Origin of the sequence: Kitasatospora sp. GP30, assembly GCF_029892145.1 — a bacterium.
GTDB lineage: Bacteria > Actinomycetota > Actinomycetes > Streptomycetales > Streptomycetaceae > Kitasatospora > Kitasatospora acidiphila.
Genome location: NZ_JARZAH010000023.1, coordinates 86665 through 113646, shown reverse-complemented (window position 1 = coordinate 113646; position 26982 = coordinate 86665). Strand labels below are relative to the sequence as shown.

The following is a 26982-nucleotide window of genomic DNA, read 5'->3' as shown; positions in this document are numbered from 1 at the left end:
GGTAGGGTGCGGACGGTCCCCGTTCCGACGTCGAGGAACCGTCCGCATGCCCACACCGACCGGTGCCATCCCGCCCCGCTTGAAGCGCGTCCACCTCCAGGGCCTCCCGTCGGGGGTGGCGGTGCTGTCGATCCCCGGGGTCGGGACGGACTGGTACCGGCGCGGTGGGCGGTACTGGGCGGCGCGGGCGGCTCTTGTGGTGATCATGGCCGCGTTGGCGGGCGTCCAGTGCCTCTTCTACAAGCTGATCCTGGCGGACGACCCCCACACCACCCGCTTCGGCGCCGAGTGGTGGGCGGTGGCGGCATTCGGCCTCCTCGCGACCGTCGAGGGCTTCCGGGTGGCCTTCCTCAGCCGGGCCTTCCCGTTCGCGGAGCTGAGGCGCCGCCAACCCAAGCCCGTCCAGAACCTGCTGGCCCTGCCGGCGCTGGTCTACTTGGTCAGCGTCCTCTTCCTGGCCCCGGGCATGTCCCTGGCCGCCGCCGTCGAGTCGCTGCGCCCCGTCCCCTGGGACGAGCGCATCGCCCGCGCCGACCTGGACGCCCAACTCCGGGCCCGCAAGGCCGGGACGAGCGCCCTGCGCGAGTACCGCAAGACCGCGGACGCGCGCATGCCCGCCAGCCTGGCCGAAACCGAGGATCCCGGCGGCTACCGGTTCCTGCCGCGGCGAGTCCACCTGGCGGAGCACCCGGCCGGGGTGACCGTGCAGTCGGTGCCCTTCCTAGGGGTCAGCTGGTACCGGCGCGGGGTGCGCTACCGGCTGGGGCGGGCGGGGTACCTGGCCGTCGGCGGGCTGATGGCGTTCGTCACGGCCGGTGCGTGGTGGGACGGACTGGGCGGGCGCCTGGACGCCCATGCCTGGTGGATCCTGGCCGTCAGCCTGCTGGGCACCGTCGAGGGCCTCCGGCTCCTGCTCTTCAAGCAGTCCTCGCTCTCCCGGCTGGCCGGCAACCGTCGCAAGCCGCTCCGGGGCCTGTTCGTCATCCTGGTGGTGCCCTACGCGTTCTTGATCGCCGTGACGCCCGGCATCTACCTCGCTGCGGTCATCGACGCACTGTGCCCCGCCGTCCTTCTGGAACGGGCCGCCCGCGCCGACCTGGAAGAGCAGCTCCGCGTGCGGCAGTTGAGTTGATCAGGCCTCGAACTCGTACTCCAGCACATAGGCGCCCGCGTCCAGCACCATCTCGTTGACCTCCACGGCCCGGCCGTCGGCACTGAACGCCGTGCGGCAGACCAGCACCACCGGAGTCCCCGCCGCCAACTCCAGCGCCGCCGCCTCCTCGGCGCTCGGCATCCGCGACCGGATCTCCTCCCGGAACCGCACCGGCTTCCCCCCGACCTCGGCCAGCCGCGCATAGCTCCCGCCAGGGCCGGTGTCCGGTTCGGTGATCCGGGTGCCGGCGACCAGGGCGGCGGGGAAGTGGGAGTCGGAGAGCAGGACCGGCTTGCGGTCCAGCACGAATCGCCGACGCCGGATCAGGACCGATTCGCCGAGTAGCGCGGCGATCTCGGGCCGCGCAGGCATTACCGAAACGTCGACCCGGTCGACTTCCAGATCCCGGTCCCCGATGTCCGCCGCCCAGATCGACGCGCCCGCACCCCACTGACTCTCCGCCAGGCGCGGGATTCCCCGCCGTCGCAGCGGCCATACGACCCGGTCACCCGCCATGCGCTTCCCTCTCCTCGCACAGCAGCGCTACGGCCGAGCGTCAGCCTGTTCCGCGAGCGCCTTCAACGTTGCCGGTGTCCTTCTACCCGAGAGGAGCACCAACTCACGGATGGCGTTCCGTGCCGTGAGGTGTGTGCGAATCAACTCCGGTGCCAGTTCCTCGGCCTGGAGCAGGGCAGGACAATGCGTCCGGCTGCCCAGCTGGTGCGGGTGCTGCGCGGGTGCGCGGTTGTGGATCTTGTAGGGCTACGATCGCTCCCGCTCAGTGCGTAGAGGGGGGACATGAATAACGCCGGTGTGATCATCTTGTTCGGCGCGGTGCTGGTTTGCGCGATGGCGTTGGGTGCCTACGGCGTCCTGCGGCAGCGCGCGACGCCGGGGGCCAGGTGGGCCGGGTGGGTGTGTCTGGGGGTGGGCGTGCTGGCCGGGCTGGTGCCGGTGCTCGCGCTGCTGTTCGCGCTGTTCGTGCCCGTGTACAGATGAGGCGCCGCGGGCTCGGCGGGCGGCGCGGCTCTCCGTGTGCATGACGAAAGGCCCAGATCCACTGGACCTGGGCCTCACTCAAGCACTTCTCGCGAAGTGCCCCCGGTAGGATTCGAACCTACGCACCCGCCTCCGGAGGGCGGTGCTCTATCCCCTGAGCTACGGGGGCTTGCCTTCGTCGCTTTCCCTCGCGTTCCGGCGACGTGGAGAACATTACCAGCTCCGCGGAGCACTCCGTGCACGGGTTTTCGCAGGACCACGGCAGGACCACGACAGGACCGCAGCGGGCGGCAGGACCGGCTCGGGCCGGGTGCGGGAAAGCCCGGACGGGAGCGGGTGGGCGGGCCTAGGCTCGGTGGGGTGTCGGGTGTGTCCGGGCGGGTCCTCGTGGTGGACGACAGCGAGGTGATCCGTCAGCTGATCAGGGTCAACCTGGAGCTGGAGGGCTTCGAGGTGGTGACCGCGGCCGACGGTGCCGAGTGCCTGGAGGTGGTCCGCCGGGTGCGTCCGGACGTGGTGACGCTGGACGTGATGATGCCCCGCCTCGACGGGCTGCGGACGGCGGCCCGGCTGCGTTCCGAGCCCGGCACGGCCGGGTTGCCGATCGCGATCGTGAGTGCCTGTACGCCGGCGGATCTGGAGAAGGGCGAGTCGGTCGGGGTGGACGGCTACCTGGCCAAGCCGTTCGACCCGGCGGATCTGGTGGCCCTGGTGCACCGCCTGCTGGCGCTGCGCGGGCAGCCGCGGGCGGGGTTCACCTTCGGCGCGGGGGAGGCGAGCACCCTGTTCGCCCAGAGTGAACAGGATCTCGAAGGGCAGCCACCGCGCGGTCCCTACCCGCCTCTCGCCTAGGCTTGGGCGCGTGACACCCGCAGAGCTCTCCCAGGCAGTCCAGGTCGCCGTGCGCGCCGCCGTCGAGGCGGGCGAGCTGTCCGTCGACGTTCCCGAGCAGGTGACGGTCGAGCGACCGAAGAACCGCGACCACGGCGACTACGCCACCAATGTGGCGCTCCAGCTGGCCAAGCCCGCCGGCATGCCGCCGCGCGCGGTGGCCGAGCTGGTCGCCGCCCGACTGCGCGAGCTGCCCGGCGTGGCCAAGGTCGACATCGCAGGCCCGGGCTTCCTCAACATCACGCTGGACGCCGCCACCCAGGGCGAGCTGGCCCGCGTCATCGTCGAGACGGGCACGGCGTACGGCCGCAACGAGGCGCTCAAGGGTCTGAAGATCAACCTGGAGTTCGTCTCGGCCAATCCCACCGGCCCGATCCACATCGGTGGCGTCCGCTGGGCGGCCGTCGGCGACTCGCTGGCCCGCATCCTGCGCGCGACCGGCGCCGAGGTGTCCACCGAGTACTACCTCAACGACGCGGGCGTGCAGATCTCCAAGTTCGCCGCCTCGCTCAAGGCCGCCGCCAACGGGCAGCCGGTCCCGGCGGACGGCTACGTCGGCGAGTACATCAACGACATCGCCAAGGCGATCACCGACGGCGTGCCGGGCATCCTCGACCTGCCCGAGGACGAGCAGCTGCAGGCCTTCCGCACCCACGGGCTGCAGCTCATGGTGGCCGAGATCCAGCGCTCCATGGACGAGTTCGGCACCCACTTCGACACCTGGTTCTCGGAGAAGTCGCTGCACGACTCCGGCGCCGTCACCAAGGCCATGGAGCGGCTGCGCGAGCAGGGCCACGTCTTCGACCGGGACGGCGCGATCTGGCTGCGCACCACCGACTTCGGTGACGACAAGGACCGGGTGCTGATCAAGGCCGACGGCGAGACCACCTACTTCGCCGCCGACGCCGCCTACTACCTCTCCAAGCGAGACCGCGGCGCCGAGGTCAGCGTCTACATGCTGGGCGCCGACCACCACGGCTACGTCGGCCGGCTCAAGGCCATCGCGGCCTGCGCGGGCGACGACATGAACCGCAACATCGAGGTCAAGATCGGCCAGTTCGTCAAGATGCTGCGTGATGGCGAGGAGGTCCGCATGTCCAAGCGGGCCGGCAACATCATCACCATCGACGACGTGGTCGACTGGATCGGCGTGGACGCCGCGCGCTACACCCTGAGCCGCTCCTCCACCGACTCCACGATCACCCTCGACATCAACATCCTGACCAGCCAGACCAACGAGAACCCGGTCTACTACGTGCAGTACGCGCACACCCGGATGTGCGGGGTGGCCCGCAAGGCCGCCGAGCTGGGCGTGGACAAGGGCACGGCCGCCGAGTTCAAGCCGGAGCTGCTGGCCACCGAGTGGGAGAGCGACATGCTCGGCGCGCTCGGCGAGTTCCCGCGGATCGTGGCCCGGGCCGGCGAGCTGCGCGAGCCGCACCACGTCGCGCGCTACCTGGAGGACCTGGCCGGCAAGTACCACCGGCTCTACGAGAACTGCCAGTTCCTGCCGAAGGGCGACGAGGAGCTGAACGACACGCACCGGGCCCGCCTCTGGCTGGTCGAGGCGACGCGTACGGTGCTGGCCAACGGCCTGACGCTCCTCGGGGTTTCGGCCCCCGAGCGGATGTAGCCGCCAATCGCCTTGCCTGGCAGGGGCGGTGACGGTTCATCGGGAACCGTCACCGCCCCTGTCCGCTAGTAGAGCCAGCAGAGCACAAGGAGAAGCACCATGAGCCGCTCCGCGCACCCCGCCGGTCCGCGCTACGCAGACGTGCTGTCGGAGGGCCACCACCCGGCCCCGCCCGGCGACTTGAACACGCTGGACCCGAAGATCTGGTCCCACACCGTCAGCCGCGGCGCCGCCGGCGCCGCCACCGTGGGCGGGATCCCGGTGACCGAGCTGGCCGAGGAGTTCGGCACCCCGGCGTACCTGCTGGACGAGGCCGACTTCCGGGCCAGGGCCCGGGCCTGGCGGGACGCCTTCGGCCCCGGGGCGGACGTCTACTACGCGGGCAAGGCCTTCCTCTGCAAGGCGGTGGTCCGCTGGCTGCACGAGGAGGGGCTCAACCTCGACGTGTGCAGCGCCGGGGAGCTCGCGGTGGCGCTGGCCGCCGGGATGCCTGCGGGGCGCCTGGCGCTGCACGGCAACAACAAGTCGCCCGAGGAACTGGAGCTGGCGGTGAAGGCCGGGGTGGGCCACATCGTGCTGGACTCGTTCCAGGAGATCGACCGGCTGGCTGCCGTCGCCCGGGCCCACGGGGTGCGCCAGCCGGTGCTGATCCGGATCACGGTCGGCGTCGAGGCGCACACCCACGAGTTCATCGCGACGGCCCACGAGGACCAGAAGTTCGGTCTTTCGCTGGCCGACGGCGCGGCCGCCGAGGCGGTCCGGCGCACCCTGGCCGAGCACGACGCCCTGGAGCTGCGCGGCCTGCACTCGCACATCGGCTCGCAGATCTTCGACACCGCCGGCTTCGAGGTGGCGGCCCGCCGGGTGGTCGGCCTGCTCGCCGGGATCCGCGACGAGCACGGCGTGGAGCTGCCGGAGATCGACCTGGGCGGCGGCCTGGGCATCGCCTACACCGACGAGGACGACCCGAGCGAGCCCGCCGAGATCGCCGCCTCGCTCACCGAGATCGTCCGCCGCGAGTGCGCCGCGGCCGATCTGGCGGTTCCCCGGCTCAGCGTGGAGCCGGGCCGGGCCATCGCCGGCCCGACCACCTGCACGCTCTACCGGGTGGGCACGGTCAAGCCGCTGGCCGGGCTGCGCAGTTACATCAGCGTGGACGGCGGAATGTCCGACAACATCCGCACCGCGCTCTACGACGCCGCCTATTCGGTGGCCCTGGTCTCCCGGACCAGCACGGCCGGGCCGATGCTGGTGCGGGTGGTCGGCAAGCACTGCGAGTCCGGCGACATCGTGGTGAAGGACGCCTATCTGCCGGCCGACCTGGCTCCCGGCGACCTGATCGCGGTGCCGGCCACCGGCGCCTACTGCCGCTCGATGGCGAGCAACTACAACCACGCGCTCCGCCCCCCCGTGGTGGCCGTTTCCGACGGCACGGCCCGGGTGATCGTGCGGCGCGAGACGGAAGAGGATCTGCTGCGACTGGATATCGGATAACGAAAATCCTGTCTCAGATCCTGAAACGGCGATAGATCTTTACCGATCGTCCCCGAGACTTGACCCCAAGGCCGGATCCGAACGCCGGATCCCAGGCCCGGAATACCCGAACGGAATGAGCGGAGTCGGATGATGCGTACGCGGCCGCTGAAGGTGGCGTTGCTGGGCTGTGGTGTGGTGGGCTCCGAGGTGGCGCGCATCATGACGACGGACGCCGCCGACCTCGCCGCGCGCATCGGCGCGCCGGTCGAGCTCGCCGGCATCGCGGTCCGCCGGGCCGGCCGGCCCCGCCCGGGAGTGCCCGGGCACCTGATCACCACCGACGCCGAGGCGCTGGTCAACCGCGGCGACATCGATGTGGTGATCGAGGTGGTCGGCGGCATCGAGCCGTCCAAGGGCCTGATCCTCGCCGCCTTCAAACAGGGCGCCTCGGTGGTCAGCGCCAACAAGGCGCTGCTCGCCAAGGACGGCGCCGAGCTGCACCAGGCGGCCGCCGAGGCCGGCGTGGACCTGTACTACGAGGCCGCGGTGGCCGGCGCCATCCCGCTGATCCGCCCGCTGCGCGAGTCGCTGGCCGGCGACCGGGTGAACCGGGTGCTGGGCATCGTCAACGGCACCACCAACTTCATCCTGGACAAGATGGACTCCACCGGCGCCGGCTACTCGGAGGCGCTGGAGGAGGCCACCGCGCTGGGCTACGCCGAGGCCGACCCGACCGCCGACGTGGAGGGCTTCGACGCCGCCGCCAAGGCCGCGATCCTGGCCGGCATCGCCTTCCACACCAAGGTCACCGCCGCCGACGTCTACCGCGAGGGCCTGACCGAGGTGACCGCCGCCGACATCGCCAGCGCCAAGCAGATGGGCTGCGTGGTCAAGCTGCTGGCGATCTGCGAGCGCGCCGCCGACGGCGAGTCGGTCACCGCCCGGGTGCACCCGGCGATGATCCCGCTCAGCCACCCGCTGGCCAGCGTCCGGGAGGCCTACAACGCGGTCTTCGTGGAGGCCGAGGCGGCTGGCCGGCTGATGTTCTACGGGCCGGGCGCGGGCGGCGCGCCGACCGCCTCGGCGGTGCTCGGCGACCTGGTCGCGGTCTGCCGCAACAAGCTGAACGGCAGCACCGGGCCGGGCGACTCGGTCTACACCCAGCTGCCGGCCAAGCCGATGGACGAGGTCGTCACCCGCTACCACGTCAGCCTGGACGTGGACGACCGGGCCGGCGTGCTGGCGCAGGTGGCCTCGGTCTTCGCCGAGCACGGGGTCTCCATCGACACCGTGCGCCAGCAGGGCCGCGACGGCGACGCCTCGCTCGTCGTGGTCACCCACCGGGCCACCGACGCCGCGCTGTCGGCGACCGTGGACAAGATCCGCGCGCTGGACAGCGTGCGGGATGTGGCCAGCATCATGCGGGTTGAAGGGGAATGAGCATGAACGCCGTGATCGACCGCGTCGGCGGGCACACCCACCAGTGGCGGGGCCTGATCGAGGAGTACCGCGACCGCCTGCCGGTCTCCGAGGCCACTCCCGTGGTCACCCTGTTGGAGGGCGGCACGCCGCTGGTCCCCGCCCAGGTGCTCTCCGAGCGCACCGGCTGTGACGTCTATCTCAAGGTCGAGGGCGCCAACCCGACCGGCTCCTTCAAGGACCGGGGCATGACGATGGCGATCTCCAAGGCCAAGGAGGCCGGCGCCCAGGCGGTGATCTGCGCCTCCACCGGCAACACCTCGGCCTCGGCCGCCGCCTACGCGGTGCGGGCCGGCCTGGTCTGCGCGGTGCTGGTGCCGCAGGGCAAGATCGCGCTCGGCAAGATGGGCCAGGCGCTGGTGCACGGCTCGCGGATCCTCCAGGTGGACGGGAACTTCGACGACTGCCTCACCCTGGCGCGCGAGCTGTCCGAGAACTACCCGGTCGCGCTGGTGAACTCGGTCAACCCGGTGCGGATCGAGGGTCAGAAGACCGCCGCCTTCGAGATCGTGGACATGCTCGGGGACGCCCCCGACATCCATGTGCTGCCGGTCGGCAACGCGGGCAACATCACCGCCTACTGGAAGGGCTACCGCGAGTACGCCCACCCGTCGCCCGCCGCCACCCTTGACGGAGACTCCCCCAGCCTTCGGCCGGGGGGACCCCCACCGCGTCGCACCCTCCCCGGGCTCGCCACCCGCACCCCGCGGATGTGGGGCTTCCAGGCCGCCGGCTCGGCCCCGATCGTGGACGGCGCCCCGGTGCTCAAGCCGCAGACCATCGCCACCGCGATCCGGATCGGCAACCCGGCCTCCTGGGCCTTCGCGGAGGCCGCCCGGGACGAGTCCGGCGGCCTGATCGACAAGGTGACGGACCGTCAGATCCTGGCCGCCTACCGGATGTTGGCCTCCCGGGAGGGCGTCTTCGTGGAGCCCGCCTCGGCCGCCGGTGTGGCCGGACTGCTGGCCAAGGCGGAGGCCGGCCTGGTCGACCCGGGCCAGCGGATCGTCTGCACCGTCACCGGCAACGGTCTGAAGGATCCGGACTGGGCCGTGGCCGGTGCCCCGCAGCCGCAGGTCGTCCCGGTCTCCGCCGCTGCCGCCGCGCAGCACCTGGGCCTGCTGGACTGAACCCAGGGCCCGGCCGAACCGAACGGAGCCTGAGGGATCGTCACACCGAGGTGTTACCCCGCCGATCCGGGGTAACGCCTCGGTGTCGCTTTCGTTGTTCCTGGCATGTGCGCTGTGCTGTTCCAACCGGTGCTGAATCGGCATGAATTCCGGCCATAACCTGCAACACGGCAGATCGAAGGGGAACGGGGTGTACCGCTGTGGAACCTCTCTTCGATACGCTGAGCCTTGGCGGTGTGGCACATGCCGAGAGCTGTTCAGTGACTGACCCGCTCGCAGTGCCCTGACACCCCCCATCGCCCCAGTTTCGAATCACAGCACCGCCGGCCCCCGATGACGGGCCTGCCCCAGTTCTCCAGGAGAGTCCACCGCATGGCCGGTCCCGCGTTCCGTGCCGCCGCCGTCCGGGTGCGGGTCCCCGCTACCAGCGCCAACCTGGGCCCCGGGTTCGACGCCTTCGGACTCGCGCTGGGCCTCTACGACGACGTCGTGGTCCGGGTCGCCGACTCGGGCCTGTCGGTGGACATCGCCGGCGAGGGCGCCGACACGCTGCCCAGGAACGAGGACCACCTGCTGGTCCGCTCGATGCGGGCCGCCTTCGACCGGCTCGGCGGGCAGCCCCGCGGCCTCGAAGTGGTCTGCGCCAACCGGATACCCCACGGCCGTGGCCTGGGCTCCTCGTCGGCCGCGATCTGCGCCGGCGTCATCGCCGCCCGTGCGGTCACCATCGGCGGCCCGGCGGCCCTTGACGACACCGCGGTGCTGGCTCTGGCCTCCGAGCTGGAGGGCCACCCGGACAATGTCGCGGCCTGCCTGACCGGCGGTTTCACCATCGCCTGGACCGATGAGGACTCGGCCAAGGCGGTCCGGCTGGACCCGCACGAGGGTGTGGTCCCGGTGGTCTTCATCCCGGCCACCGAGGTGCTCACCAAGACGGCCCGCGATCTGCTCCCGAAGACCGTCCCGCTGGCCGACGCCGCGGTCAACGCGGGCCGTTCGGCGCTGCTCGTGGAGGCGCTCACCCGGCGCCCCGAGCTGCTGCTGGCCGCCACCGAGGACCGGCTGCACCAGGACTACCGGGCCGCCGCGATGCCCGACAGTGCCGCCCTGGTGGGCGCGTTGCGCGCGGAGGGCGTGCCGGCGGTGATCTCCGGAGCCGGTCCGACCGTGCTCGCGCTGACCGACGAGGCCGGCGCCGAAAAGCTGCTGCAGTTCGCCGGTGAGCGGTTCGCCGCGCACCGACTGCGGCTGGACCGTGACGGAGCGGGCATTCGACCGTTGGACGGGTGACCGTTCCCGACCGGATTCGACCGTGTGGTGAGCACGGTCGGCTTCCGCACGGCCGTGCGCCCAACGCGCGACCGGGCGGGAGGGACGGACACGATTGGCAAGCTCAAGGCTGGGGAATGTGTGAGGGGGTCGGTAGTGTTAACCTCATGTCTGCATCAGGCGCCCCGCGGGGCCCGGTGCGCCGCGTCCCCCTCCCCAGGACCCGACTCCACGGGCCCGAGGCGTTGTCGGGGACCACGATTCTCCGGGAGCCCGCCACAGCGCGTACGCAGCCTGCCTGCGCGATTGCGGCCGCATCCCGAAGCCGTGTCGAATCCTGAACCCCACCCGCCGCAACTGGTCACGGACCAGCCGGGCGGGAGCGCGGGAGAACGTCACGCGACGGGGGCCCGGGTTTCGCAGGCAGCGCGGTCGGCATGAGATCGCCCACCGTGCCCTTTTGCACCACGGTGCCCCGTGCACCGCACCTCGCACCTCTTCCGCCACCTTGCACCTAGCGGTGGCGGGACCCACCGCATCGGACCTGCGCACCGCAGAGCGCAGGTCAGACAGCACAACCGGTCGCCGAGCCAGACAGGCCGACGTCCGCTCCAGGGAAGGACCCTTAGTGAGCGACACCACCGATCTGATGGGCGCGCGCCCGGACGCCGACGCGACGGACGCGCCCGCCGCCCCCGCGGCGCCGGCCAAGCGCCGCCGTACCGCTGCCGCAGGCCTTGACGGTCTGGTCCTGGCCGAGCTGCAGAAGCTCGCCTCGACGCTCGGCATCAGCGGCACCGGGCGGATGCGCAAGAGCCAGCTGATCGAGGCGATCAAGGAGAAGAGCGGCGGCGACCCGCTGCTCGCCTCCGCTCCGGCCGCGCCGGCGCCCGCCCGCGCCGCTGCCAAGGAGACCGCCCCGGCAGCCGAGAAGCCGGCCCGTCGGACCCGGGCCGCCGCCGCTGCCGCCACCGAGCCGGCCGAGGCCCCCACCCAGATTGACATCCCGGGCCAGGCCGCCCCCGAGGCCGCCGCCCCGGCCCGTGAGCGCGGCCGCCGCCGTGCCACCGCCGCCGCCGGTGCGCCGACCGCCGTCGAGGCCGCGACCGCCACCGCTGTGGAGACCGCCGAGCCGGCCGCCGAGGCCAAGGCCGAGGCGAAGACCGAGACCCGCGAGGGCCGCGACGAGCAGCGCGACGGCCGTCGGGAGCGCCGGGACCGGCGCGACCGGGCCGACCGCGGCGACCGCACCGAGGGCGGCGAGGGCGACGGCGATGGCCGCGAGTCCCGCCGCGAGCGCCGCAACCGCCGGGAGCGGGCCGACCGCCGCGGCGAGCAGGGCGCCCCGCCGGCCCAGCAGCAGCCGGCCGCCCAGCCCGCCGCCGCCGCCCAGCAGGGCGGCTTCGACGACGACGAGTTCGGCGACGGCCGCCGTGGCCGCCGTGGCCGCTACCGCGACCGCAACCGCCGGGGCGGCCGCCGCGAGGGCTTCGAGGGCGTGGCCGAGCCGCAGGTCGGCGACGACGACGTGCTGATCCCGGTCGCGGGCATCCTGGACATCCTGGACAACTACGCCTTCGTCCGGACCTCCGGCTACCTGCCGGGCTCCAACGACGTCTACGTCTCGCTCGCCCAGGTCCGCAAGAACGGCCTGCGCAAGGGTGACGCGATCACCGGTGCGGTGCGCCAGCCGCGGGACGGCGAGCGCCGCGAGAAGTTCAACGCCATGGTGCGGCTGGACTCGGTGAACGGCATGGACCCGGAGAGCGGCCGCAACCGCCCCGAGTTCGGCAAGCTCACCCCGCTCTACCCGCAGGAGCGGCTGCGCCTGGAGACCGACCCGGGCGTGCTGACCACCCGCATCATCGACATGGTGTCGCCGATCGGCAAGGGCCAGCGCGGTCTGATCGTCGCCCCGCCGAAGACCGGTAAGACGATGATCATGCAGGCGATCGCCAACGCGATCACCCGCAACAATCCCGAGTGCCACCTGATGGTCGTCCTGGTCGACGAGCGTCCGGAAGAGGTCACCGACATGCAGCGGTCGGTCAAGGGCGAGGTCATCTCCTCGACCTTCGACCGCCCGGCCGAGGACCACACCACCGTTGCCGAGCTCGCCATCGAGCGCGCCAAGCGCCTGGTGGAGCTGGGCCACGACGTGGTGATCCTGCTCGACTCGATCACCCGCCTGGGCCGTGCCTACAACCTGGCGGCCCCGGCCTCCGGCCGCATCCTGTCCGGTGGTGTCGACTCGACCGCGCTCTACCCGCCGAAGAAGTTCTTCGGTGCCGCCCGCAACATCGAGAACGGCGGCTCGCTGACCATCCTCGCCACCGCCCTGGTGGAGACCGGCTCCCGGGCCGACGAGGTGGTCTTCGAGGAGTTCAAGGGCACCGGCAACATGGAGCTGCGCCTGGACCGCAAGCTCGCCGACAAGCGGATCTTCCCGGCGGTGGACGTGGACGCGTCCAGCACCCGCAAGGAGGAGATCCTGCTCGGCAGCGAGGAGCTGGCGATCACCTGGAAGCTGCGCCGGGTGCTGCACGCGCTCGACTCCCAGCAGGCGATCGAGCTGCTGCTGGACAAGATGAAGCAGACCAAGTCGAACGCCGAGTTCCTGATGCAGATCGCCAAGACCACTCCGGGTTCCGGCGACTGACGGACCGTCGTCTGACGGTGTGTGACACCAGGGCCGCCCGGCCTGTTGACCCAAGGATCTCCGAGGGGCGACAGGCCGGGCGGCCCTCGGTGTTCCGGTGCGCCGCACGGCTGTTACGCGAACCGGACATACGCTCGCATATGCTCAAAAGATGTCCGAATCGCAGCAGCAGAACGAGAACTCCCGGCCCGCGCGCCGGCACCGCAAGGTGCGCAGCCGCAGGTCCAAGCTGCTGCGGGCCGGTGCGTTCACGGCGGCCGGTCTGGTGCTGGTCGGCGGCGGCGCGGCGGGCTACGCGTACTGGAAGCTGAACGGCAACATCAAGAGCGTCGACATCGACGCCCAGCTGGGCACCAACCGCCCCAGCGCGCCCAGCGACGGCTCGTTCAACGTGCTGGTGCTCGGCTCCGACTCGCGGGCCGGCTCCAACAGTTCGCTGGCCGGCGGCAACACCGACGGCACCGCCCGCTCCGACACCGCGATGGTGGTGCACGTCGCCCAGGACCACAAGAGCGCCACCGTGGTCTCCATCCCGCGCGACACCCTGGTCTCCCGGCCGGCCTGCACCGCCAAGAACGGCAGCACGGTGCCGGCCACGAAGAGCGTGATGTACAACAGCGCGTTCGAGACGGGCGGGGCGGCCTGCGCGGTGAAGACCACCGAGCAGCTGACCGGAATGCGGATGAACCACTTCGTGGAGATCGACTTCAGCGGCTTCGCGAGCTTCATCGACGCGATCGGCGGTGCCACCGTCACCACCACGGTCAACATCCACGACAAGGAGAGCGGACTGAACCTGCCGGCCGGCACCAACCATCTCAACGGCACCCAGGCGCTGGCCTTCGTGCGCACCCGGCACGGCGTCGGCGACGGCAGCGACCTGGGCCGGATTGAGCTGCAGAAGCAGATGGTGAAGTCGATCGTCAAGCAGGTCTCGTCGATCGGGCTGTTCGGCAACCCGGTCAAGCTGTACTCGGTCGGCGACACCCTGACCAAGTCGATCACCACCGACTCCGCGCTGGCCTCGGTCTCGGCGCTGACCGGGCTGGGGGAGGAGCTGAAGGCGATAGGGACCGACCAGCTGACCATGGTCACGCTGCCGGTGGTACCCGCGCCCACCGACCTCAACCGGGTGGTGGCCAAGGCGCCCGACGCCGACCAGCTCTGGGCCGCACTGCGGGCCGATCGGCCGGCCCCGGCCCAGGTCGTCAGCAGCCAGCCGGCAAACCCGGCCAACCCGGCCGATCCGACCGCCTCGGCGGGCCCGAGTGCGGCTCCCAGCCCGGCGCCCGGCGCCACCAGGAGCCGCTAGCAGCCGGGTTCGGGCGCCGTGGCTCCTGGCCGCGGCTCTTGATCGGGGCCCGCGGAATTTCTGGAGTACCCGGCCGGTTTGGGAAGAAGCGGCCGGTGCTGGCACACTGGTCCGTCGGTCCCGGTTCACGTGCGGCTTCCCTGCCGCCGACCCGGTACCCTCCCGAAACCTAGGAGATCCCCTTGAAGCGCGACGTTCACCCCACGTATGTGGTCACCAACGTGACCTGCACCTGTGGCGCCGAGTTCACCACTCGCTCCACCGAGCCCTCCGGCGTGATCCGCGCCGAGGTGTGCTCGCAGTGCCACCCCTTCTACACCGGCAAGCAGAAGATCCTCGACACCGGTGGCCGCGTGGCCCGCTTCGAGGCCCGCTTCGGCAAGCAGCACAGCGCGAAGGCCTAGCGCTCACGCGGCGCCGGTCTCCGGCGTCCCCGTATCCACGGGGGCGTCGGGGACCGGCGCCGTTCGCGTCTGCCCGTCCGTCCTCCTCAGTCATCCACGTTCTCCCGGGAAAGTAGGCCCCCCATGTTCGAGGCAGTCGAAGAGCTCCTCGTCGAGCACGCCGCCCTCGAAGAGCGGCTTGCCGACCCGTCCGTCCACGCGGACCAGGCCAACGCGCGCAAGCTGTCCAAGCGCTACGCCGAGCTCACCCCGATCACCCGCACCTACCGCGCCTGGAGGCAGGCCGGCGAGGACATCGAGGCGGCCCGCGAGTTCGCCGCCGAGGACCCCGGCTTCCTGGCCGAGGCCAAGGCCGCCGAGAAGCGCCAGGCCGAGCTGACCGAGGAGCTGCGGCTGCTGCTGGTGCCGCGCGACCCCAGCGACGACAAGGACGTGATCCTGGAGATCAAGGCGGGCGAGGGCGGCGAGGAGTCCGCGCTGTTCGCCGGCGACCTGCTGCGGATGTACCTGCGGTTCGCCGAGCGGGTGGGCTGGAAGACCGAGCTCATCGACTCCAACGAGTCCGACCTCGGCGGCTACAAGGACGTCTCGGTGGCCGTGAAGACCAAGGGCACTTCCGAGCCCGGCCAGGGCGTCTGGGCCCGACTGAAGTACGAGGGCGGCGTGCACCGGGTGCAGCGGGTGCCCGCGACCGAGTCGCAGGGCCGCATCCACACCTCGGCGGCGGGCGTGCTGGTCACCCCGGAGGCCGAGGAGGTCGAGGTCGAGATCAACAACAACGACCTGCGGATCGACGTCTACCGTTCGTCCGGCCCGGGCGGCCAGTCGGTCAACACCACCGACTCGGCGGTCCGGATCACCCACCTGCCGACCGGTATCGTGGCGTCCTGCCAGAACGAGAAGAGCCAGCTGCAGAACAAGGAGCAGGCGATGCGCATCCTGCGGTCCCGGCTGCTGGCCGCGGCGCAGGAGGCGGCCGAGCAGGAGGCCTCGGACGCCCGGCGGAGCCAGGTCCGCACGGTCGACCGCTCGGAGCGGATCCGGACCTACAACTTCCCGGAGAACCGCATCTCCGACCATCGCACCGGCTTCAAGGCGTACAACCTGGACCAGGTGCTGGACGGCGATCTGGGCGCGCTGATCCAGTCGGCGGTCGACGCCGACGCGGCGGCCAAGCTGGCCGCCGCCCAGGAGAACTGAGACTGAGGGGTCGGGTCGGATGAACCTGCTGCTCGCCGAGGTGGCCCAGGCCACCCAGCGGTTGGCCGCGGCCGGAGTGCCGTCGCCGCGCTTCGACGCGGAGGAGCTGGCGGCGCACATCCACCACGTCAAGCGCAGCCAGCTGCACACCGTGCAGGACGCCGACTTCGACGCCCGGTACTGGGAGGCGGTGTCGCGCCGGGAGGCGCGCGAGCCGCTGCAGCACATCACCGGGCGGGCGTTCTTCCGCTACCTGGAGCTGGAGGTCGGCCCCGGGGTCTTCGTGCCCCGGCCGGAGACCGAGAGCGTGGTGGAGTGGGCCATAGAGGCCGTCCGCGAGATGGACGTGGCCGAGCCGCTGGTGGTCGACCTGTGCACGGGCTCCGGCGCCATCGCGCTCGCCCTGGCCCAGGAGCTGCCGCGCTCCATCGTGCACGCCTTCGAGATGGACGAGGGCGCGATGCAGTACACCCGGCGCAACATCGCGGCCAGCGGCGACCGGGACCGGGTCACCCTGCACGCCGGGGACGCCACCAAGGCCTTCGCCGACGATCCGTCCTGGAACGGCCGGTTCGACCTGGTGATCAGCAACCCGCCGTACATCCCGCTCACCGAGTGGGAGTACGTGGCGCCGGAGGCCCGGGACCACGACCCGCAGATGTCGCTCTTCTCCGGCGAGGACGGCCTGGACACCATCCGCGGCATCGAGCGGGTGGCGGCCCGGCTGCTGCGGCCCGGCGGCGCGGTGGTGATCGAGCACGCCGACACCCAGGGCGGGCAGGTGCCGTGGATCTTCAATGAGGAGGGCGGCTGGACGGACACGGCCGACCACCGGGATCTCAATGGCCGCCCAAGGTTCACCACCGCTCGCAAGACGTCGCTGTAAGTCGCTGTAATTCGAAGAGGAGAGTGCTCCGATGAGCCGCCGTTACGACTGCGCCGACGCCGGCGACCGCGCCACCGGTCTGCGTGAGGCCGCCTCGGCGATCCGCCGCGGCGAAGTGGTCGTCATGCCGACCGACACGGTCTACGGGATCGCCGCGGACGCCTTCAACGCCGACGCGGTGGCCGGCCTGTTCGCCGCCAAGGGCCGCGGCCGCCACATGCCCTCCCCGGTGCTGATCGGCTCCCCGACCACGCTGCACGGCCTGGTCACCGACTTCTCCGAGAAGGCCTGGGAGCTGGTCGACGCGTTCTGGCCGGGCGGCCTGACCCTGGTGGCCCGCCACCAGCCGTCGCTGCGCTGGGACCTGGGCGAGACCCGCGGCACCGTCGCGGTCCGGATGCCGCTGCACCCGGTCGCCATCGAGCTGCTCAACACCACCGGCCCGCTGGCCGTCTCCAGCGCCAACAAGTCCGGCCAGCCGGCCCCCGCCGACTGCGAGGACGCCGAGTACCAGCTGGGCGACTCGGTGGCGGTCTACCTGGACGGCGGCAGGACCGAGCACGGGCAGGCCTCCTCGATCGTCGACGTCACCGGGAAGACCCCGGTGCTGCTGCGGGCCGGTGCGGTCAGCCTGGAGCAGCTGAGGGAGGTCGTCCCCGACCTGGAGGCCGGCAGTTGACGGCCTCGCTCCACCCCGGCCCGGCGCACGCCCGCCCGGCGGTGCGCCGCGCCCTGCCGCCGCGCACCGCGGACAACTTCAAGATCCTCTTCGTCTGCACCGGCAACATCTGCCGCTCGCCGATCGCCGAGCGGCTGACCCGCCATGAGCTGGACACCCGCCTGGACTGGCGGGCGGCCGGCCGGATCGTCGTGGAGAGCGCCGGCACCTGGGGCCACGAGGGCGCGCCGATGGAGGCGCACGCCGCCACCGTGCTCGACGAGTACGGCGTGGACAGCGGCAACTTCGCCGGCCGCGAGCTGCTGGACGAGCACGTGGTCGAGGCCGACCTGGTGCTGACCGCCACCCTGGACCACCGGGCCCAGGTGATCTCCATGGGCCACGCCGCGGGCCTGCGCACCTTCACGCTCAAGGAGTTCACCCGGCTGGTGCAGCTGATAGACGCGGCCACCCTGCCGGCCGTCGGCCAGGGCGCCGAGGTGACCGAGCGGGCCCGGGCGCTGGTCCGGGCGGCGGCCGCACTGCGCGGCTGGCGGCCGTCCGCGGACCCGGTCACGGACGAGGTGGACGACCCCTACGGCGCGCCGATCGGCATGTTCCGGCACTGCGGCGAGGAGATATTCGACGCGCTCGACCCGGTACTGACCGCCCTGACGGGCGTACCCGGTCCGCGCCCCCAGGACAGCCACGGCGCACGGTCCTAGGCTGGGCTCCACCAGCCGAGTAGCTCCGGAGCGCCGCCATGACCCTCACCGATGCCGCGCACGGTTTCGTCGAGCACCGTCACTGGGAGCCCGCTGAGGCCCTGCGCACCGCCGATCCCGAAGTGGCCGACCTGCTGGCGGCCGAGGCCGAGCGGCGAGCCGGCGGGCTGCAGCTGCTGGCGGGGGAGAACCTCGCGACCGAGGCGGTGCTGGCCGCCCTGGCCGGACCGCTGGTCGACAAGTACGCCGAGGGCTACCCGGGCCACCGCCACCACACCGGCTGCGCCGTGGCCGACGCCACCGAGCTGCTCGCCGTCTCCCGGGCCCGCACCCTGTTCGCCGCCGAGCACGCCAACGTCCAAGCCCGGTCCGGGACTTCGGCGATGCTGGCGACCTGTGCGGCGCTGCTGCGGCCGGGTGACGCGGTGCTGGCGATGTCGCTGGAGCACGGCGGGCACCTCTCCTGCGGCTCCCGGGCCAACTTCTCCGGTCGCTGGTTCGACTTCATCGGCTACGGGGTCCGCGAGGAGGACGGCCGGATCGACCTGGACCAGGTGCGCGAGCTGGCCAAGGCGCACCGGCCGAAGGCGATCGTGGCCGGCGGGATCTCCTACCCGCGGCACCCGGACTGGGCGGCCTTCCGGGAGATCGCCGACGAGGTGGACGCCTACCTGATCGCCGCCGCCGCCCAGACCACCGGGCTGATCGCGGCCGGCGCCGCGCCGTCCCCGGTGCCGTACGCCGATGTGGTGGTGGCCGCCACCCACAAGCTGCTGCGCGGGCCGCGCGGCGGGCTGCTGCTCTGCACCGGGGAGCTGGGCGAGCGGATCGACCGGGCGGTCTTCCCGTTCAGCCAGGGCGGGGCCGCGATGAACGAGGTGGCGGCCAAGGCGGTCGCGTTCGCGCAGGCGGCCACTCCGGAGTTCGGCGCGTACATCCGGCGTGCGGTGGACGGCGCACGCGCCCTGGCCGGCGCCCTGGCCGAGACCGGGGCCCGGCCGCTGACCGGCGGCACCGACACCCACCTGGTGGTGGCCGACATCGGTGCGCTCGGCATGACCGGTGCCCAGGCCGAGCGGCGCTGCGCGGCCGTCGGCCTGATGCTCGGCAAGTGCGCGGTGCCGTTCGATCCGGCACCGGCCGTCGAGACTTCCGGGATCCGGCTGGGCACCGGCTGCTGCGCCGCGCTCGGCATGGGTCCGGCCGAGCTCGCCGAGGCGGGTGCGCTGGTCGGGGGCCTGATCGCGGGTGCCGAGCCGGACCCGGTGGCGGCCCGGGTGCGGGAGCTGGCCCGCGCATTCCCGGGGAAAGCCGGGCGCTAGAGCGAACCGCGGTGCACACCGCGCTCGTCCGACTCAATAAGGTGGGTGCCGTGGCGACGCACCTCGAACCCCTTGCCCGTGCGGGAGCAGCTCCCGTACGCACCCGGTCGTGCGCACGGAAGGAGGACGGCGGTGCGTGAGTATCTGCTGGTGCTGTTCTGCACCGCGGCCGTCACCTACCTGCTGACCGGCCCGGTGCGGAAGTTCGCCATCATGGCCGGGGCGATGCCGGCGGTCCGGGCCCGTGACGTGCACCGGGAGCCGACCCCGCGGCTCGGCGGCATCGCGATGTTCGGCGGGCTCTGCGCGGGCCTGCTGGTCGCCTCCCAGCTGCACGGCCTCGGCAAGGTGTTCAGCGACTCCTCGGACATCCGGGCGCTGCTCTCCGGGGTCGGCATCATGTGGGTGCTCGGCGTGCTCGACGACAAGTGGGGCGTGGACGCGCTGGTGAAGCTCGGCGGGCAGATGATCGCCGCCGGTGTGATGGTCTACCAGGGCATCACGGTGATCTCGATCCCGGTGCCCGGCGTCGGCCCGGTCGCGCTCAGCCCGACCCTGGGCATGGTCATCACGGTCGCGCTGGTCGTGGTGATGGTCAACGCGGTCAACTTCATCGACGGCCTGGACGGGCTGGCCGGCGGCATGGTCTGCATCGCCGGGATCGCGTTCTTCCTGTACTCCTACCGCCTCTGGTACGTCTACCAGATCAGCGAGGCGGCGCCCTCGGTGCTGTTCAGCGCGCTGCTGATCGGCATGTGCCTGGGCTTCCTGCCGCACAACCTGCACCCGGCCCGGATCTTCATGGGCGACTCCGGCTCGATGATGCTGGGCCTGATGCTGGCGGTCTCCGCGGTCTCGGTGACCGGCCGCGTCGACCCCGACCTGATCACCGCGCAGGCCGGTTCGCAGACCGCCGCCACCCACATCCTGGTGCCGACCTACATCCCGCTGCTGCTGCCGCTGGCGGTGATCGCGCTGCCGCTGGCCGACCTGGTGCTGGCCGTGGTGCGCCGCAGCTGGGCGGGCCGCTCGCCGTTCGCCGCCGACAAGAAGCACCTGCACCACCGGCTGCTGGAGATCGGCCACTCGCACAGCCGGGCCGTGCTGATCATGTACTTCTGGGCGGCGCTGATCGCCTTCGGCACGGTGGGGATCTCGGTCACCAACACCGGGCGGGCCGTGGTGCTGGCCTGCGCCGGGCTCTGCCTGGTCGGCCTGGTGGTGCTGCTGCTGCCGTGGTTCCGGCCCAAGGCGCCGAGCGCGGTGCAGGCGTTCGTGCCGCCGCGCTACCGCCGGGGCGGCAAGGCCGCCACCGGGACCGAGGCCGCGGCCGGCTCGGAGGCACCGGTGCAAGCCGAGCAGGGCGCGATGGCCGAGCTGTCGGCCCGTGATCAGGAGCTGCTCGGGAGCCTGGGCACCGGCGCGCACGCCGTCGGCGACCGCCGGCAGAGCTGACGGGGCCGACGGAGCTGACGGAGTGCCAGTGCACCCGGTGGGAGTGAGCCGAATGGGTCTGAGGGGACGTCAACTCCCTTACTCTGTTTGCCTCACCCGTTCGGCGGCACGAGTAGCCCGCTGGTGTGACAGGCACCACACGTTCATGGTAAAGCTCTCATCAAATAGTTTGTGATACCGTTCACGAGTACCGAGAGAGCGCCGAAAGACCCAGTGGTGCAGGACCTCCGTCCCGCAGTGGGTTTGTTTGGTCGATCCCGGCCCGCTCGTCGGCCGGTATCGCGGCCGACTCGCTCGGTCCGGTGTCCCCGCACCAGTGCGCAACCCCTGCTTTCCTGAGCCTCCCTGTCCTCGACATGCCGCCGGAGTAGCCGACATGCCGTCCCACGACGCCCGGACCATCCGCGGCGCCGCAATCCCCACTGCGGTCGCCGGCATTCTCGCCACTGCGATCTCCGCTGCGGTGGCAGGGGGCAAGGGCGCCATCGGCGCCGGCTTCGCGGCGGTGCTGGTCATGGTCTTCTTCGGCGCGGGCCAGTTCGCCCTCGACCGCCTGACCAGGAACAACCCGCAGCTGATGATGGCTGTGGCGCTGCTGGTGTACACGACGCAGATCCTGCTGGTGGGCATCGTGCTGGCGGTGTTCAAGGACACCACCCTCTTCGACACCAAGGTCTTCGGCTTCACCCTGCTCGGCTGCGTCTTCGTGTGGTGCGGCATGCAGGTGCGCGCCCACCTCAAGACCAAGCAGTTCTACGTGCAGACCGACGACGACAAGCCTGACGAACAGTCGAAGCCAGGGCGTCAACAGTGAGTCGCCCTGGCTGTCCCCCTGGCGAGGGGGGCGGTGTTTATGCGGTCCTGACAGGCTGCTATCGTCCGTCGCAACAATCGAGTACGGGACGCGGCCTGGTCCCTCCGCCCAACGGACGGATCGCCCCCCGAGCTCACGCAGTCTTGACAGATCCCGCGCCGACACGAAGCGCCGGTGCGCCGGGTCGTCCAGGAGAAACCCATCTAGTTTCAGTGCCGCTCCGTGGCCTCGTGCCGCGCCGACACACCGAGGTTGCCGTAACCATGCGTCACGACGAAGGAGTCCGTGGTGAGTGCTGACCAGCTCGCCGTGCAGCTTGCCTCCGGGGGCTGCCACCTGTTCTCCGGCTGCGGCTTCCCGGCGCCGGGCCTGAACGAGTTCCAGTTCCACCCGATCTTCACGGTCGCCGGCTTCGGCTTCAACAAGCCGATGCTGCTGTCGTTCATCTGCGCCCTGCTGATCATCGTCTTCTTCTGGGTCGCCTTCGCCAAGCCCAAGGTGCTGCCGGGCAAGATGCAGCTGGTCGGCGAGATCGGTTACGACTTCGTCAAGCGCGCGATCGTCTACGAGAACATCGGCAAAAAGGGCGAGAAGTACGTCCCGATGATGGTCTCGCTGTTCTTCTTCGTCTGGATCATGAACGTCATGTCCGTGATCCCGGTGGCGCAGTTCCCGGTGACCGCGGTCATCGGCTGGCCGGCCGGTCTGGCGCTGGTGTGCTGGATCACCTACATGTCGCTGACCTTCAAGAAGCACGGCTTCGTCGGCGGTCTGAAGAACCTCTGCTGGCCGTCCGGTGTTCCCGGCTGGGTCATGGTCATCCTGGTGCCGATCGAGTTCTTCTCGAACATCTTCGTCCGGCCCTTCACGCTCGCGGTCCGTGCCTTCGCCAACATGTTCGCCGGCCACCTGCTGATCGTGGTGTTCTCCGTCGCGACCTGGTACCTGCTGAGCCCGACCATCGGCGCGCTGTACGGCACCACCTCCTTCGTGGTGACGCTCGCCCTCACCGGCTTCGAGCTCCTGGTGCAGTTCCTGCAGGCTTACATCTTCGTGACCCTGGCCAGCAGCTACATCGCCGGTGCGCTGGAAGAGGCGCACTGATCCTGCGCAGCCCCGGCTGCGCCCCTGAACCCCCGGTGGCCAACCACCACCGGTATCTCTACCCCGAAAAGGACTAGCTGAGATGTCCGCTCTCCTCGCCGCCACCGGTGTCTACGGCTCCGTCGCTTCCCTCGGCTACGGCCTCGCCGCCATCGGCCCCGGCATCGGCGTCGGTCTGATCTTCGGCAACGGTGTGCAGGCCATGGCTCGCCAGCCCGAGGCCACCAACCTGATCCGCTCCAACATGTTCATCGGCTTCGCGCTGACCGAGGCCCTCGCCCTGATCGGCATCGTCATGCCGTTCGTTTACGGCCAGGGCCCCAAGTAAGCCCGCCGTAGACCCATCAGACGGAAGGTCCAGATATGTCGCTCGTCGCGATGCACTTGGCCGCGGAGGACTTCAACCCTCTGATCCCCAAGGCGCCTGAGCTCATCATCGGCCTGATCTGCTTCTTCGTGGTCTTCGGTCTGCTCGGCAAGAAGCTCCTCCCCAGCATCGAGAAGACGCTGGCGGAGCGCCGGGACATGATCGAGGGCGGCATTGAGCGCGCCGACGCCGCGCAGGCTGAGGCTCAGGCCCTCCTTGAGCAGTACCGCGCCGATCTCGCTGAGGCGCGTCACGAGGCCGCTCGAATCGTCGAGCAGTCCCGTGAGCAGGGCGCTGCCCTGATCACCGAGATGCGCGAGGAGGGCCAGCGCCAGCGCGAGGCCATCATCGCGGCCGGCCACGCCCAGATCGAGGCCGACAAGAAGCAGGCGACCGCCGCCCTGCGCCAGGACGTGGGTTCGCTCGCTTCGCAGCTGGCCTCCCGGATCGTGGGTGAGTCCCTGGAGGACCACGCGCGGCAGAGCGGTGTCATCGACCGCTTCCTGGACGAGCTGGAGGCCAAGGCCGCTGCCAACGCGGCGGTTGCCAAGTGATCGGCGCCAGCCGCGAGGCCCTGAGTGCCGGTCGCGAGAACCTCGACAGCCTGACCGACAACACCTCGGTGGACGCGGGCAAGCTGGCCGAGGAGCTCAGCGCCGTCACCACGCTGCTCGACCGCGAGGTCTCGCTCCGCCGCGTGCTGACCGACCCCTCGCGGTCCGGTCAGGACAAGGCGTCGCTGGTCACCTCGCTGCTGTCCGGCCAGGTCTCCGGTGAGACCGTCGACCTGGTCTCCGGCCTGGTCCGGTCCCGCTGGTCGGGTGGGCGCGACCTGGTCGACGCCACCGAGCAGCTGTCCGCCTACGCCGAGGTGGTCGCCGCCGACAAGGCCGGCAAGCTCGACGACATGGAGGACGAGCTCTTCCGGTTCGGACGGATCGTCAGCGGCTCGCACGAGCTGCGCGCCGGTCTGACCGAGCCGAAGGCCGGCACCGCCGCCAAGGCGGAGCTGGTCCGGAAGCTGCTCGGCGGCCGCGCCCTGCCGGGCACCGTCCGCCTGGTCACCTCGCTGGTCACCACCCCGCGTGGCCGTAGCCTGGAACAGGGCCTGGAGTCCTACGCCAAGCTCGCCGCCGACCGCCGCGACCGTGTGGTGGCCCTGGTCACCACCGCGGTGCCGCTCAGCGACGGCCAGAAGCAGCGCCTCTCCGGCGCGCTGGCCAAGCTGTACGGCCGGGCGGTGCTCCTGAACATCGACGTCGACCCCGAGGTCGTCGGCGGTGTCCGGGTGCAGATCGGTGACGAGATCATCGAGGGCACCGTGTCGAGCCGCCTCGAGGGCGCTCGTCAGGCCCTCGAAGGCTGAGCCACCCGCACAGCACATCCGACCCTCGGTCGGGCGCCGGTCCCACCCACGGGGCAGCCGGCACATACGTACGGCCGGTCCAACAGCACCGGCCGAGGATCGAATACTTGCGGCCCTCCTTGGGCGGGCCGAGGACGCAACCTAGGAGAGCAGGGAAGCCTGATGGCGGAGCTTACGATCCGGCCGGAGGAGATCCGGGACGCGCTGGCCGACTTTGTCCAGTCGTACCAGCCGGACGCCGCCTCGCGTGAAGAGGTCGGCACGGTCACTGACGCGATGGACGGCATCGCCCATGTCGAGGGCCTGCCCTCGGTCATGGCCAACGAACTGCTGAAGTTCGAGGACGGCACCCTCGGCCTCGCGCTGAACCTCGAGGACCGCGAGATCGGTGTCGTCGTCCTCGGTGAGTTCGGCGGCATCGAAGAGGGCCAGACGGTCCGCCGCACCGGCGAGATCCTCTCGGTTCCGGTCGGCGACGGCTACCTCGGCCGCGTGGTGGACCCGCTGGGCAACCCGATCGACGGTCTGGGCGAGATCGCCTCCGAGGGCCGCCGCGCCCTGGAGCTGCAGGCCCCCGGCGTCATGGTCCGCAAGTCGGTGCACGAGCCGATGCAGACCGGCATCAAGGCCATCGACGCGATGACCCCGATCGGCCGCGGCCAGCGCCAGCTGATCATCGGCGACCGCCAGACCGGCAAGACCGCGGTGGCGATCGACACGATCATCAACCAGAAGGACAACTGGGCCTCCGGCGACCCGAAGAAGCAGGTCCGCTGCATCTACGTCGCGGTCGGCCAGAAGGGCTCCACCATCGCGTCCGTGCGCGGCGCCCTGGAGGAGGCCGGCGCGCTGGAGTACACCACCATCGTGGCGGCTCCTGCCTCTGACCCGGCTGGCTTCAAGTACCTTGCCCCGTACACCGGTTCGGCCATCGGCCAGCACTGGATGTACGCCGGCAAGCACGTCCTGATCGTCTTCGACGACCTGTCGAAGCAGGCCGAGGCCTACCGCTCCGTCTCCCTGCTGCTGCGCCGTCCGCCGGGCCGCGAGGCCTACCCGGGCGACGTCTTCTACCTGCACTCGCGCCTGCTGGAGCGCTGCGCCAAGCTCTCCGACGAGATGGGCGCCGGCTCGATGACCGGTCTGCCGATCATCGAGACCAAGGCCAACGACGTTTCGGCGTACATCCCGACCAACGTCATCTCCATCACCGACGGCCAGTGCTTCCTGGAGTCCGACCTGTTCAACGCCGGCATCCGCCCGGCCGTGAACGTCGGCATCTCGGTCTCCCGCGTCGGTGGCTCCGCCCAGATCAAGGCGATGAAGTCGGTCGCCGGCCGCCTTCGCCTGGACCTGGCCCAGTACCGCGAGCTGGAGGCGTTCGCCGCCTTCGGTTCCGACCTGGACTCGGCCTCCAAGGCCCAGCTGGAGCGCGGTTCCCGCATGGTCGAGCTGCTGAAGCAGGGCCAGTACCAGCCGTTCCCGGTGGAGGAGCAGGTCGTCTCGATCTGGGCCGGCACCACCGGCAAGCTGGACGACGTCCCGGTCGCCGACATCCGCCGCTTCGAGCGCGAGTTCCTCGACTTCCTGCGTGGCTCGCACAAGAACCTGCTGGCCGCGATCGTCGAGACCTCCAAGCTTGAGGACGGCACCATCGACGCCCTGACCGAGGCGATCAACTCCTTCAAGCTGGGCTTCACCACGGCTGACGGCAAGCTGCTCAGCGAGCAGGCCTGAGTCCGGTAGCGAGGGAAAGGACGTAACGACCCATGGGAGCACAGCTTCGGGTCTACAAGCGCCGGATCCGCTCTGTCACCGCGACGAAGAAGATCACCAAGGCGATGGAGATGATCTCCGCGGCGCGCATCGTCAAGGCGCAGCGCGCGGTGGCCGCCTCCACTCCGTACGCCGATGAGCTGACCCGGGCGGTGACGGCGGTGGCCACCCGGTCCAACGCCAAGCACCCGCTCACCCACGAGAACCCGGATGCCAAGCGGGCCGCGGTCCTGCTGGTGACGGCGGACCGTGGTCTGGCCGGCGGCTACTCCACCAACGCCATCAAGCAGGCGCTCGCGCTGACCGAGCGCCTCAAGGCGGAGGGCAAGGAGGTGGTCACCTACATCGCGGGTCGCAAGGGCAAGCAGTACTACGGGTTCCGCAACCTGCAGGTGGCCGGCTCCTGGGAGGGCTTCTCCGACAAGCCCACCTACGCGGACGCCAAGAACGTGGCGGGTCTCCTGATCGAGGCCTTCACGACCGGCGAGGTGGACGAACTGCACCTGGTGTCGACCAAGTTCGTGTCGATGCTGACGCAGACCGCCCAGGACGCCCGGCTGATGCCGCTCAAGCTGGACGAGGTCGAGCTGAGCGACAACCGGCCGGCCAAGGCGGAGATCTTCCCGCTGTACGACTTCGAGCCGTCGGCGGAGGGCGTCCTGGACGCACTGCTGCCGCGGTACGTCGAGAGCCGGATCTACAACGCGATGCTGCAGTCGGCTGCTTCCGAGCACGCCGCCCGCCGTCGCGCGATGAAGAGCGCGACGGACAACGCCGGCGAGCTCATCAAGTCGCTGACGCGGCTTGCCAACTCGGCCCGTCAGGCCGAGATCACCCAGGAAATCAGCGAGATCGTCGGTGGCGCCAACGCGCTGGCCGACGCTAGCGCGGGGAGCGAATGAGA

General features: G+C 70.9%; 24 protein-coding genes, 1 tRNA gene and 1 pseudogene. 24 read left to right on the top strand and 2 right to left on the bottom strand.

Going from position 1 to position 26982, the window contains the following annotated elements:
- Positions 1-46 precede the first annotated feature (46 nt).
- On the top strand, positions 47-1132 hold the full coding sequence (locus tag P3T35_RS26850; protein WP_101382204.1) for a hypothetical protein: 1086 nt from the start codon (positions 47-49) through the stop codon (positions 1130-1132).
- Here the strand turns inward: P3T35_RS26850 and P3T35_RS26845 are convergent.
- A pseudogene (locus tag P3T35_RS26845) lies at positions 1133-1645 on the bottom strand (UTRA domain-containing protein); the annotation flags it as partial. It lies immediately after the preceding gene.
- Positions 1646-1966: 321 nt separating this feature from the next.
- Here P3T35_RS26845 and P3T35_RS26840 point away from each other — a divergent pair.
- On the top strand, positions 1967-2152 hold the full coding sequence (locus P3T35_RS26840) for a hypothetical protein (protein WP_101382206.1): 186 nt from the start codon (positions 1967-1969) through the stop codon (positions 2150-2152).
- Between the two features lie 97 nt (positions 2153-2249).
- Here the strand turns inward: P3T35_RS26840 and P3T35_RS26835 are convergent.
- Positions 2250-2321: transfer RNA gene (locus P3T35_RS26835), tRNA-Arg, on the bottom strand.
- Positions 2322-2512: 191 nt separating this feature from the next.
- Here P3T35_RS26835 and P3T35_RS26830 point away from each other — a divergent pair.
- The 22 genes from P3T35_RS26830 (at position 2513) to P3T35_RS26725 (ending at position 26980) form a co-directional block, all read left to right on the top strand.
- Positions 2513-3004: a response regulator gene (locus tag P3T35_RS26830; RefSeq protein WP_180356580.1), complete on the top strand. Its 492-nt coding sequence runs from the start codon at positions 2513-2515 to the stop codon at positions 3002-3004.
- A 10-nt stretch (positions 3005-3014) separates the two neighbouring features.
- Positions 3015-4676 carry an arginine--tRNA ligase gene (argS, locus tag P3T35_RS26825; protein ID WP_101382207.1) on the top strand — a complete coding sequence of 554 codons (1662 nt, stop codon included), beginning with the start codon at positions 3015-3017 and terminating at the stop codon, positions 4674-4676.
- A 99-nt stretch (positions 4677-4775) separates the two neighbouring features.
- Positions 4776-6170 (top strand): diaminopimelate decarboxylase, encoded by a 1395-nt coding sequence (gene lysA, locus P3T35_RS26820; protein ID WP_101382208.1) that lies wholly within the window; start codon positions 4776-4778, stop codon positions 6168-6170.
- 129 nt (positions 6171-6299) lie between these two features.
- Positions 6300-7592 (top strand): homoserine dehydrogenase, encoded by a 1293-nt coding sequence (locus P3T35_RS26815; protein WP_101382209.1) that lies wholly within the window; start codon positions 6300-6302, stop codon positions 7590-7592.
- A gap of 2 nt (positions 7593-7594) precedes the next feature.
- On the top strand, positions 7595-8761 hold the full coding sequence (gene thrC, locus P3T35_RS26810) for a threonine synthase (protein ID WP_101382210.1): 1167 nt from the start codon (positions 7595-7597) through the stop codon (positions 8759-8761).
- A 372-nt stretch (positions 8762-9133) separates the two neighbouring features.
- Positions 9134-10051: a homoserine kinase gene (gene thrB, locus P3T35_RS26805; protein ID WP_101382211.1), complete on the top strand. Its 918-nt coding sequence runs from the start codon at positions 9134-9136 to the stop codon at positions 10049-10051.
- Positions 10052-10658: 607 nt separating this feature from the next.
- Positions 10659-12689 carry a transcription termination factor Rho gene (gene rho / locus P3T35_RS26800; RefSeq protein ID WP_101382212.1) on the top strand — a complete coding sequence of 677 codons (2031 nt, stop codon included), beginning with the start codon at positions 10659-10661 and terminating at the stop codon, positions 12687-12689.
- 151 nt (positions 12690-12840) lie between these two features.
- On the top strand, positions 12841-14001 hold the full coding sequence (locus tag P3T35_RS26795; RefSeq protein ID WP_101382213.1) for an LCP family protein: 1161 nt from the start codon (positions 12841-12843) through the stop codon (positions 13999-14001).
- Positions 14002-14183: 182 nt separating this feature from the next.
- Positions 14184-14405, top strand: a complete 222-nt coding sequence (gene rpmE / locus P3T35_RS26790; protein ID WP_101382214.1) for a 50S ribosomal protein L31 — start codon at positions 14184-14186, stop codon at positions 14403-14405.
- Between the two features lie 123 nt (positions 14406-14528).
- Positions 14529-15605: a peptide chain release factor 1 gene (gene prfA / locus P3T35_RS26785; protein ID WP_101382215.1), complete on the top strand. Its 1077-nt coding sequence runs from the start codon at positions 14529-14531 to the stop codon at positions 15603-15605.
- A gap of 19 nt (positions 15606-15624) precedes the next feature.
- Positions 15625-16491, top strand: a complete 867-nt coding sequence (gene prmC / locus P3T35_RS26780) for a peptide chain release factor N(5)-glutamine methyltransferase (protein ID WP_101382216.1) — start codon at positions 15625-15627, stop codon at positions 16489-16491.
- 31 nt (positions 16492-16522) lie between these two features.
- Positions 16523-17170, top strand: a complete 648-nt coding sequence (locus P3T35_RS26775) for an L-threonylcarbamoyladenylate synthase (protein WP_101382217.1) — start codon at positions 16523-16525, stop codon at positions 17168-17170.
- Between the two features lie 41 nt (positions 17171-17211).
- Positions 17212-17874, top strand: a complete 663-nt coding sequence (locus tag P3T35_RS26770) for a protein-tyrosine-phosphatase (protein WP_101385263.1) — start codon at positions 17212-17214, stop codon at positions 17872-17874.
- 38 nt (positions 17875-17912) lie between these two features.
- The gene (locus P3T35_RS26765; protein WP_101382218.1) at positions 17913-19196 is read left to right on the top strand and encodes a serine hydroxymethyltransferase; all 1284 of its coding nucleotides are present in this window, start codon (positions 17913-17915) and stop codon (positions 19194-19196) included.
- Between the two features lie 132 nt (positions 19197-19328).
- Positions 19329-20651 carry an MraY family glycosyltransferase gene (locus P3T35_RS26760; protein WP_101382219.1) on the top strand — a complete coding sequence of 441 codons (1323 nt, stop codon included), beginning with the start codon at positions 19329-19331 and terminating at the stop codon, positions 20649-20651.
- 376 nt (positions 20652-21027) lie between these two features.
- On the top strand, positions 21028-21465 hold the full coding sequence (locus P3T35_RS26755) for a hypothetical protein (RefSeq protein WP_101382220.1): 438 nt from the start codon (positions 21028-21030) through the stop codon (positions 21463-21465).
- Positions 21466-21750: 285 nt separating this feature from the next.
- Entirely contained in the window at positions 21751-22569 is an 819-nt protein-coding gene (gene atpB / locus P3T35_RS26750; RefSeq protein WP_101382221.1) for a F0F1 ATP synthase subunit A, read from the top strand.
- Positions 22570-22651: 82 nt separating this feature from the next.
- A complete protein-coding gene (gene atpE, locus P3T35_RS26745; RefSeq protein WP_101382222.1) occupies positions 22652-22897 on the top strand; it encodes an ATP synthase F0 subunit C in 246 nt (81 codons plus the stop codon).
- A gap of 35 nt (positions 22898-22932) precedes the next feature.
- On the top strand, positions 22933-23490 hold the full coding sequence (locus tag P3T35_RS26740) for a F0F1 ATP synthase subunit B (protein ID WP_101382223.1): 558 nt from the start codon (positions 22933-22935) through the stop codon (positions 23488-23490).
- The gene (locus P3T35_RS26735) at positions 23487-24302 is read left to right on the top strand and encodes a F0F1 ATP synthase subunit delta (RefSeq protein WP_101382224.1); all 816 of its coding nucleotides are present in this window, start codon (positions 23487-23489) and stop codon (positions 24300-24302) included. The genes P3T35_RS26740 and P3T35_RS26735 overlap by 4 nt, the downstream gene beginning before the upstream one ends.
- A gap of 162 nt (positions 24303-24464) precedes the next feature.
- Positions 24465-26039 carry a F0F1 ATP synthase subunit alpha gene (atpA, locus tag P3T35_RS26730; protein WP_101382225.1) on the top strand — a complete coding sequence of 525 codons (1575 nt, stop codon included), beginning with the start codon at positions 24465-24467 and terminating at the stop codon, positions 26037-26039.
- A gap of 32 nt (positions 26040-26071) precedes the next feature.
- Positions 26072-26980: a F0F1 ATP synthase subunit gamma gene (locus tag P3T35_RS26725; RefSeq protein ID WP_101382226.1), complete on the top strand. Its 909-nt coding sequence runs from the start codon at positions 26072-26074 to the stop codon at positions 26978-26980.
- Positions 26981-26982: the final 2 nt, after the last annotated feature.

Excerpts from the sequence above, each read along its gene's own strand:
- P3T35_RS26850 (WP_101382204.1), top strand. The coding sequence starts at position 47 with ATGCCCACACCGACCGGTGCCATCCCGCCCCGCTTGAAGCGCGTCCAC.
- lysA (WP_101382208.1), top strand. The coding sequence starts at position 4,776 with ATGAGCCGCTCCGCGCACCCCGCCGGTCCGCGCTACGCAGACGTGCTG.
- P3T35_RS26815 (WP_101382209.1), top strand. The coding sequence starts at position 6,300 with ATGATGCGTACGCGGCCGCTGAAGGTGGCGTTGCTGGGCTGTGGTGTG.
- thrC (WP_101382210.1), top strand. The coding sequence starts at position 7,595 with ATGAACGCCGTGATCGACCGCGTCGGCGGGCACACCCACCAGTGGCGG.
- thrB (WP_101382211.1), top strand. The coding sequence starts at position 9,134 with ATGGCCGGTCCCGCGTTCCGTGCCGCCGCCGTCCGGGTGCGGGTCCCC.
- P3T35_RS26795 (WP_101382213.1), top strand. The coding sequence starts at position 12,841 with ATGTCCGAATCGCAGCAGCAGAACGAGAACTCCCGGCCCGCGCGCCGG.
- prfA (WP_101382215.1), top strand. The coding sequence starts at position 14,529 with ATGTTCGAGGCAGTCGAAGAGCTCCTCGTCGAGCACGCCGCCCTCGAA.
- prmC (WP_101382216.1), top strand. The coding sequence starts at position 15,625 with ATGAACCTGCTGCTCGCCGAGGTGGCCCAGGCCACCCAGCGGTTGGCC.
- P3T35_RS26775 (WP_101382217.1), top strand. The coding sequence starts at position 16,523 with ATGAGCCGCCGTTACGACTGCGCCGACGCCGGCGACCGCGCCACCGGT.
- P3T35_RS26765 (WP_101382218.1), top strand. The coding sequence starts at position 17,913 with ATGACCCTCACCGATGCCGCGCACGGTTTCGTCGAGCACCGTCACTGG.
- P3T35_RS26755 (WP_101382220.1), top strand. The coding sequence starts at position 21,028 with ATGCCGTCCCACGACGCCCGGACCATCCGCGGCGCCGCAATCCCCACT.
- atpE (WP_101382222.1), top strand. The coding sequence starts at position 22,652 with ATGTCCGCTCTCCTCGCCGCCACCGGTGTCTACGGCTCCGTCGCTTCC.
- P3T35_RS26740 (WP_101382223.1), top strand. The coding sequence starts at position 22,933 with ATGTCGCTCGTCGCGATGCACTTGGCCGCGGAGGACTTCAACCCTCTG.
- atpA (WP_101382225.1), top strand. The coding sequence starts at position 24,465 with ATGGCGGAGCTTACGATCCGGCCGGAGGAGATCCGGGACGCGCTGGCC.
- P3T35_RS26725 (WP_101382226.1), top strand. The coding sequence starts at position 26,072 with ATGGGAGCACAGCTTCGGGTCTACAAGCGCCGGATCCGCTCTGTCACC.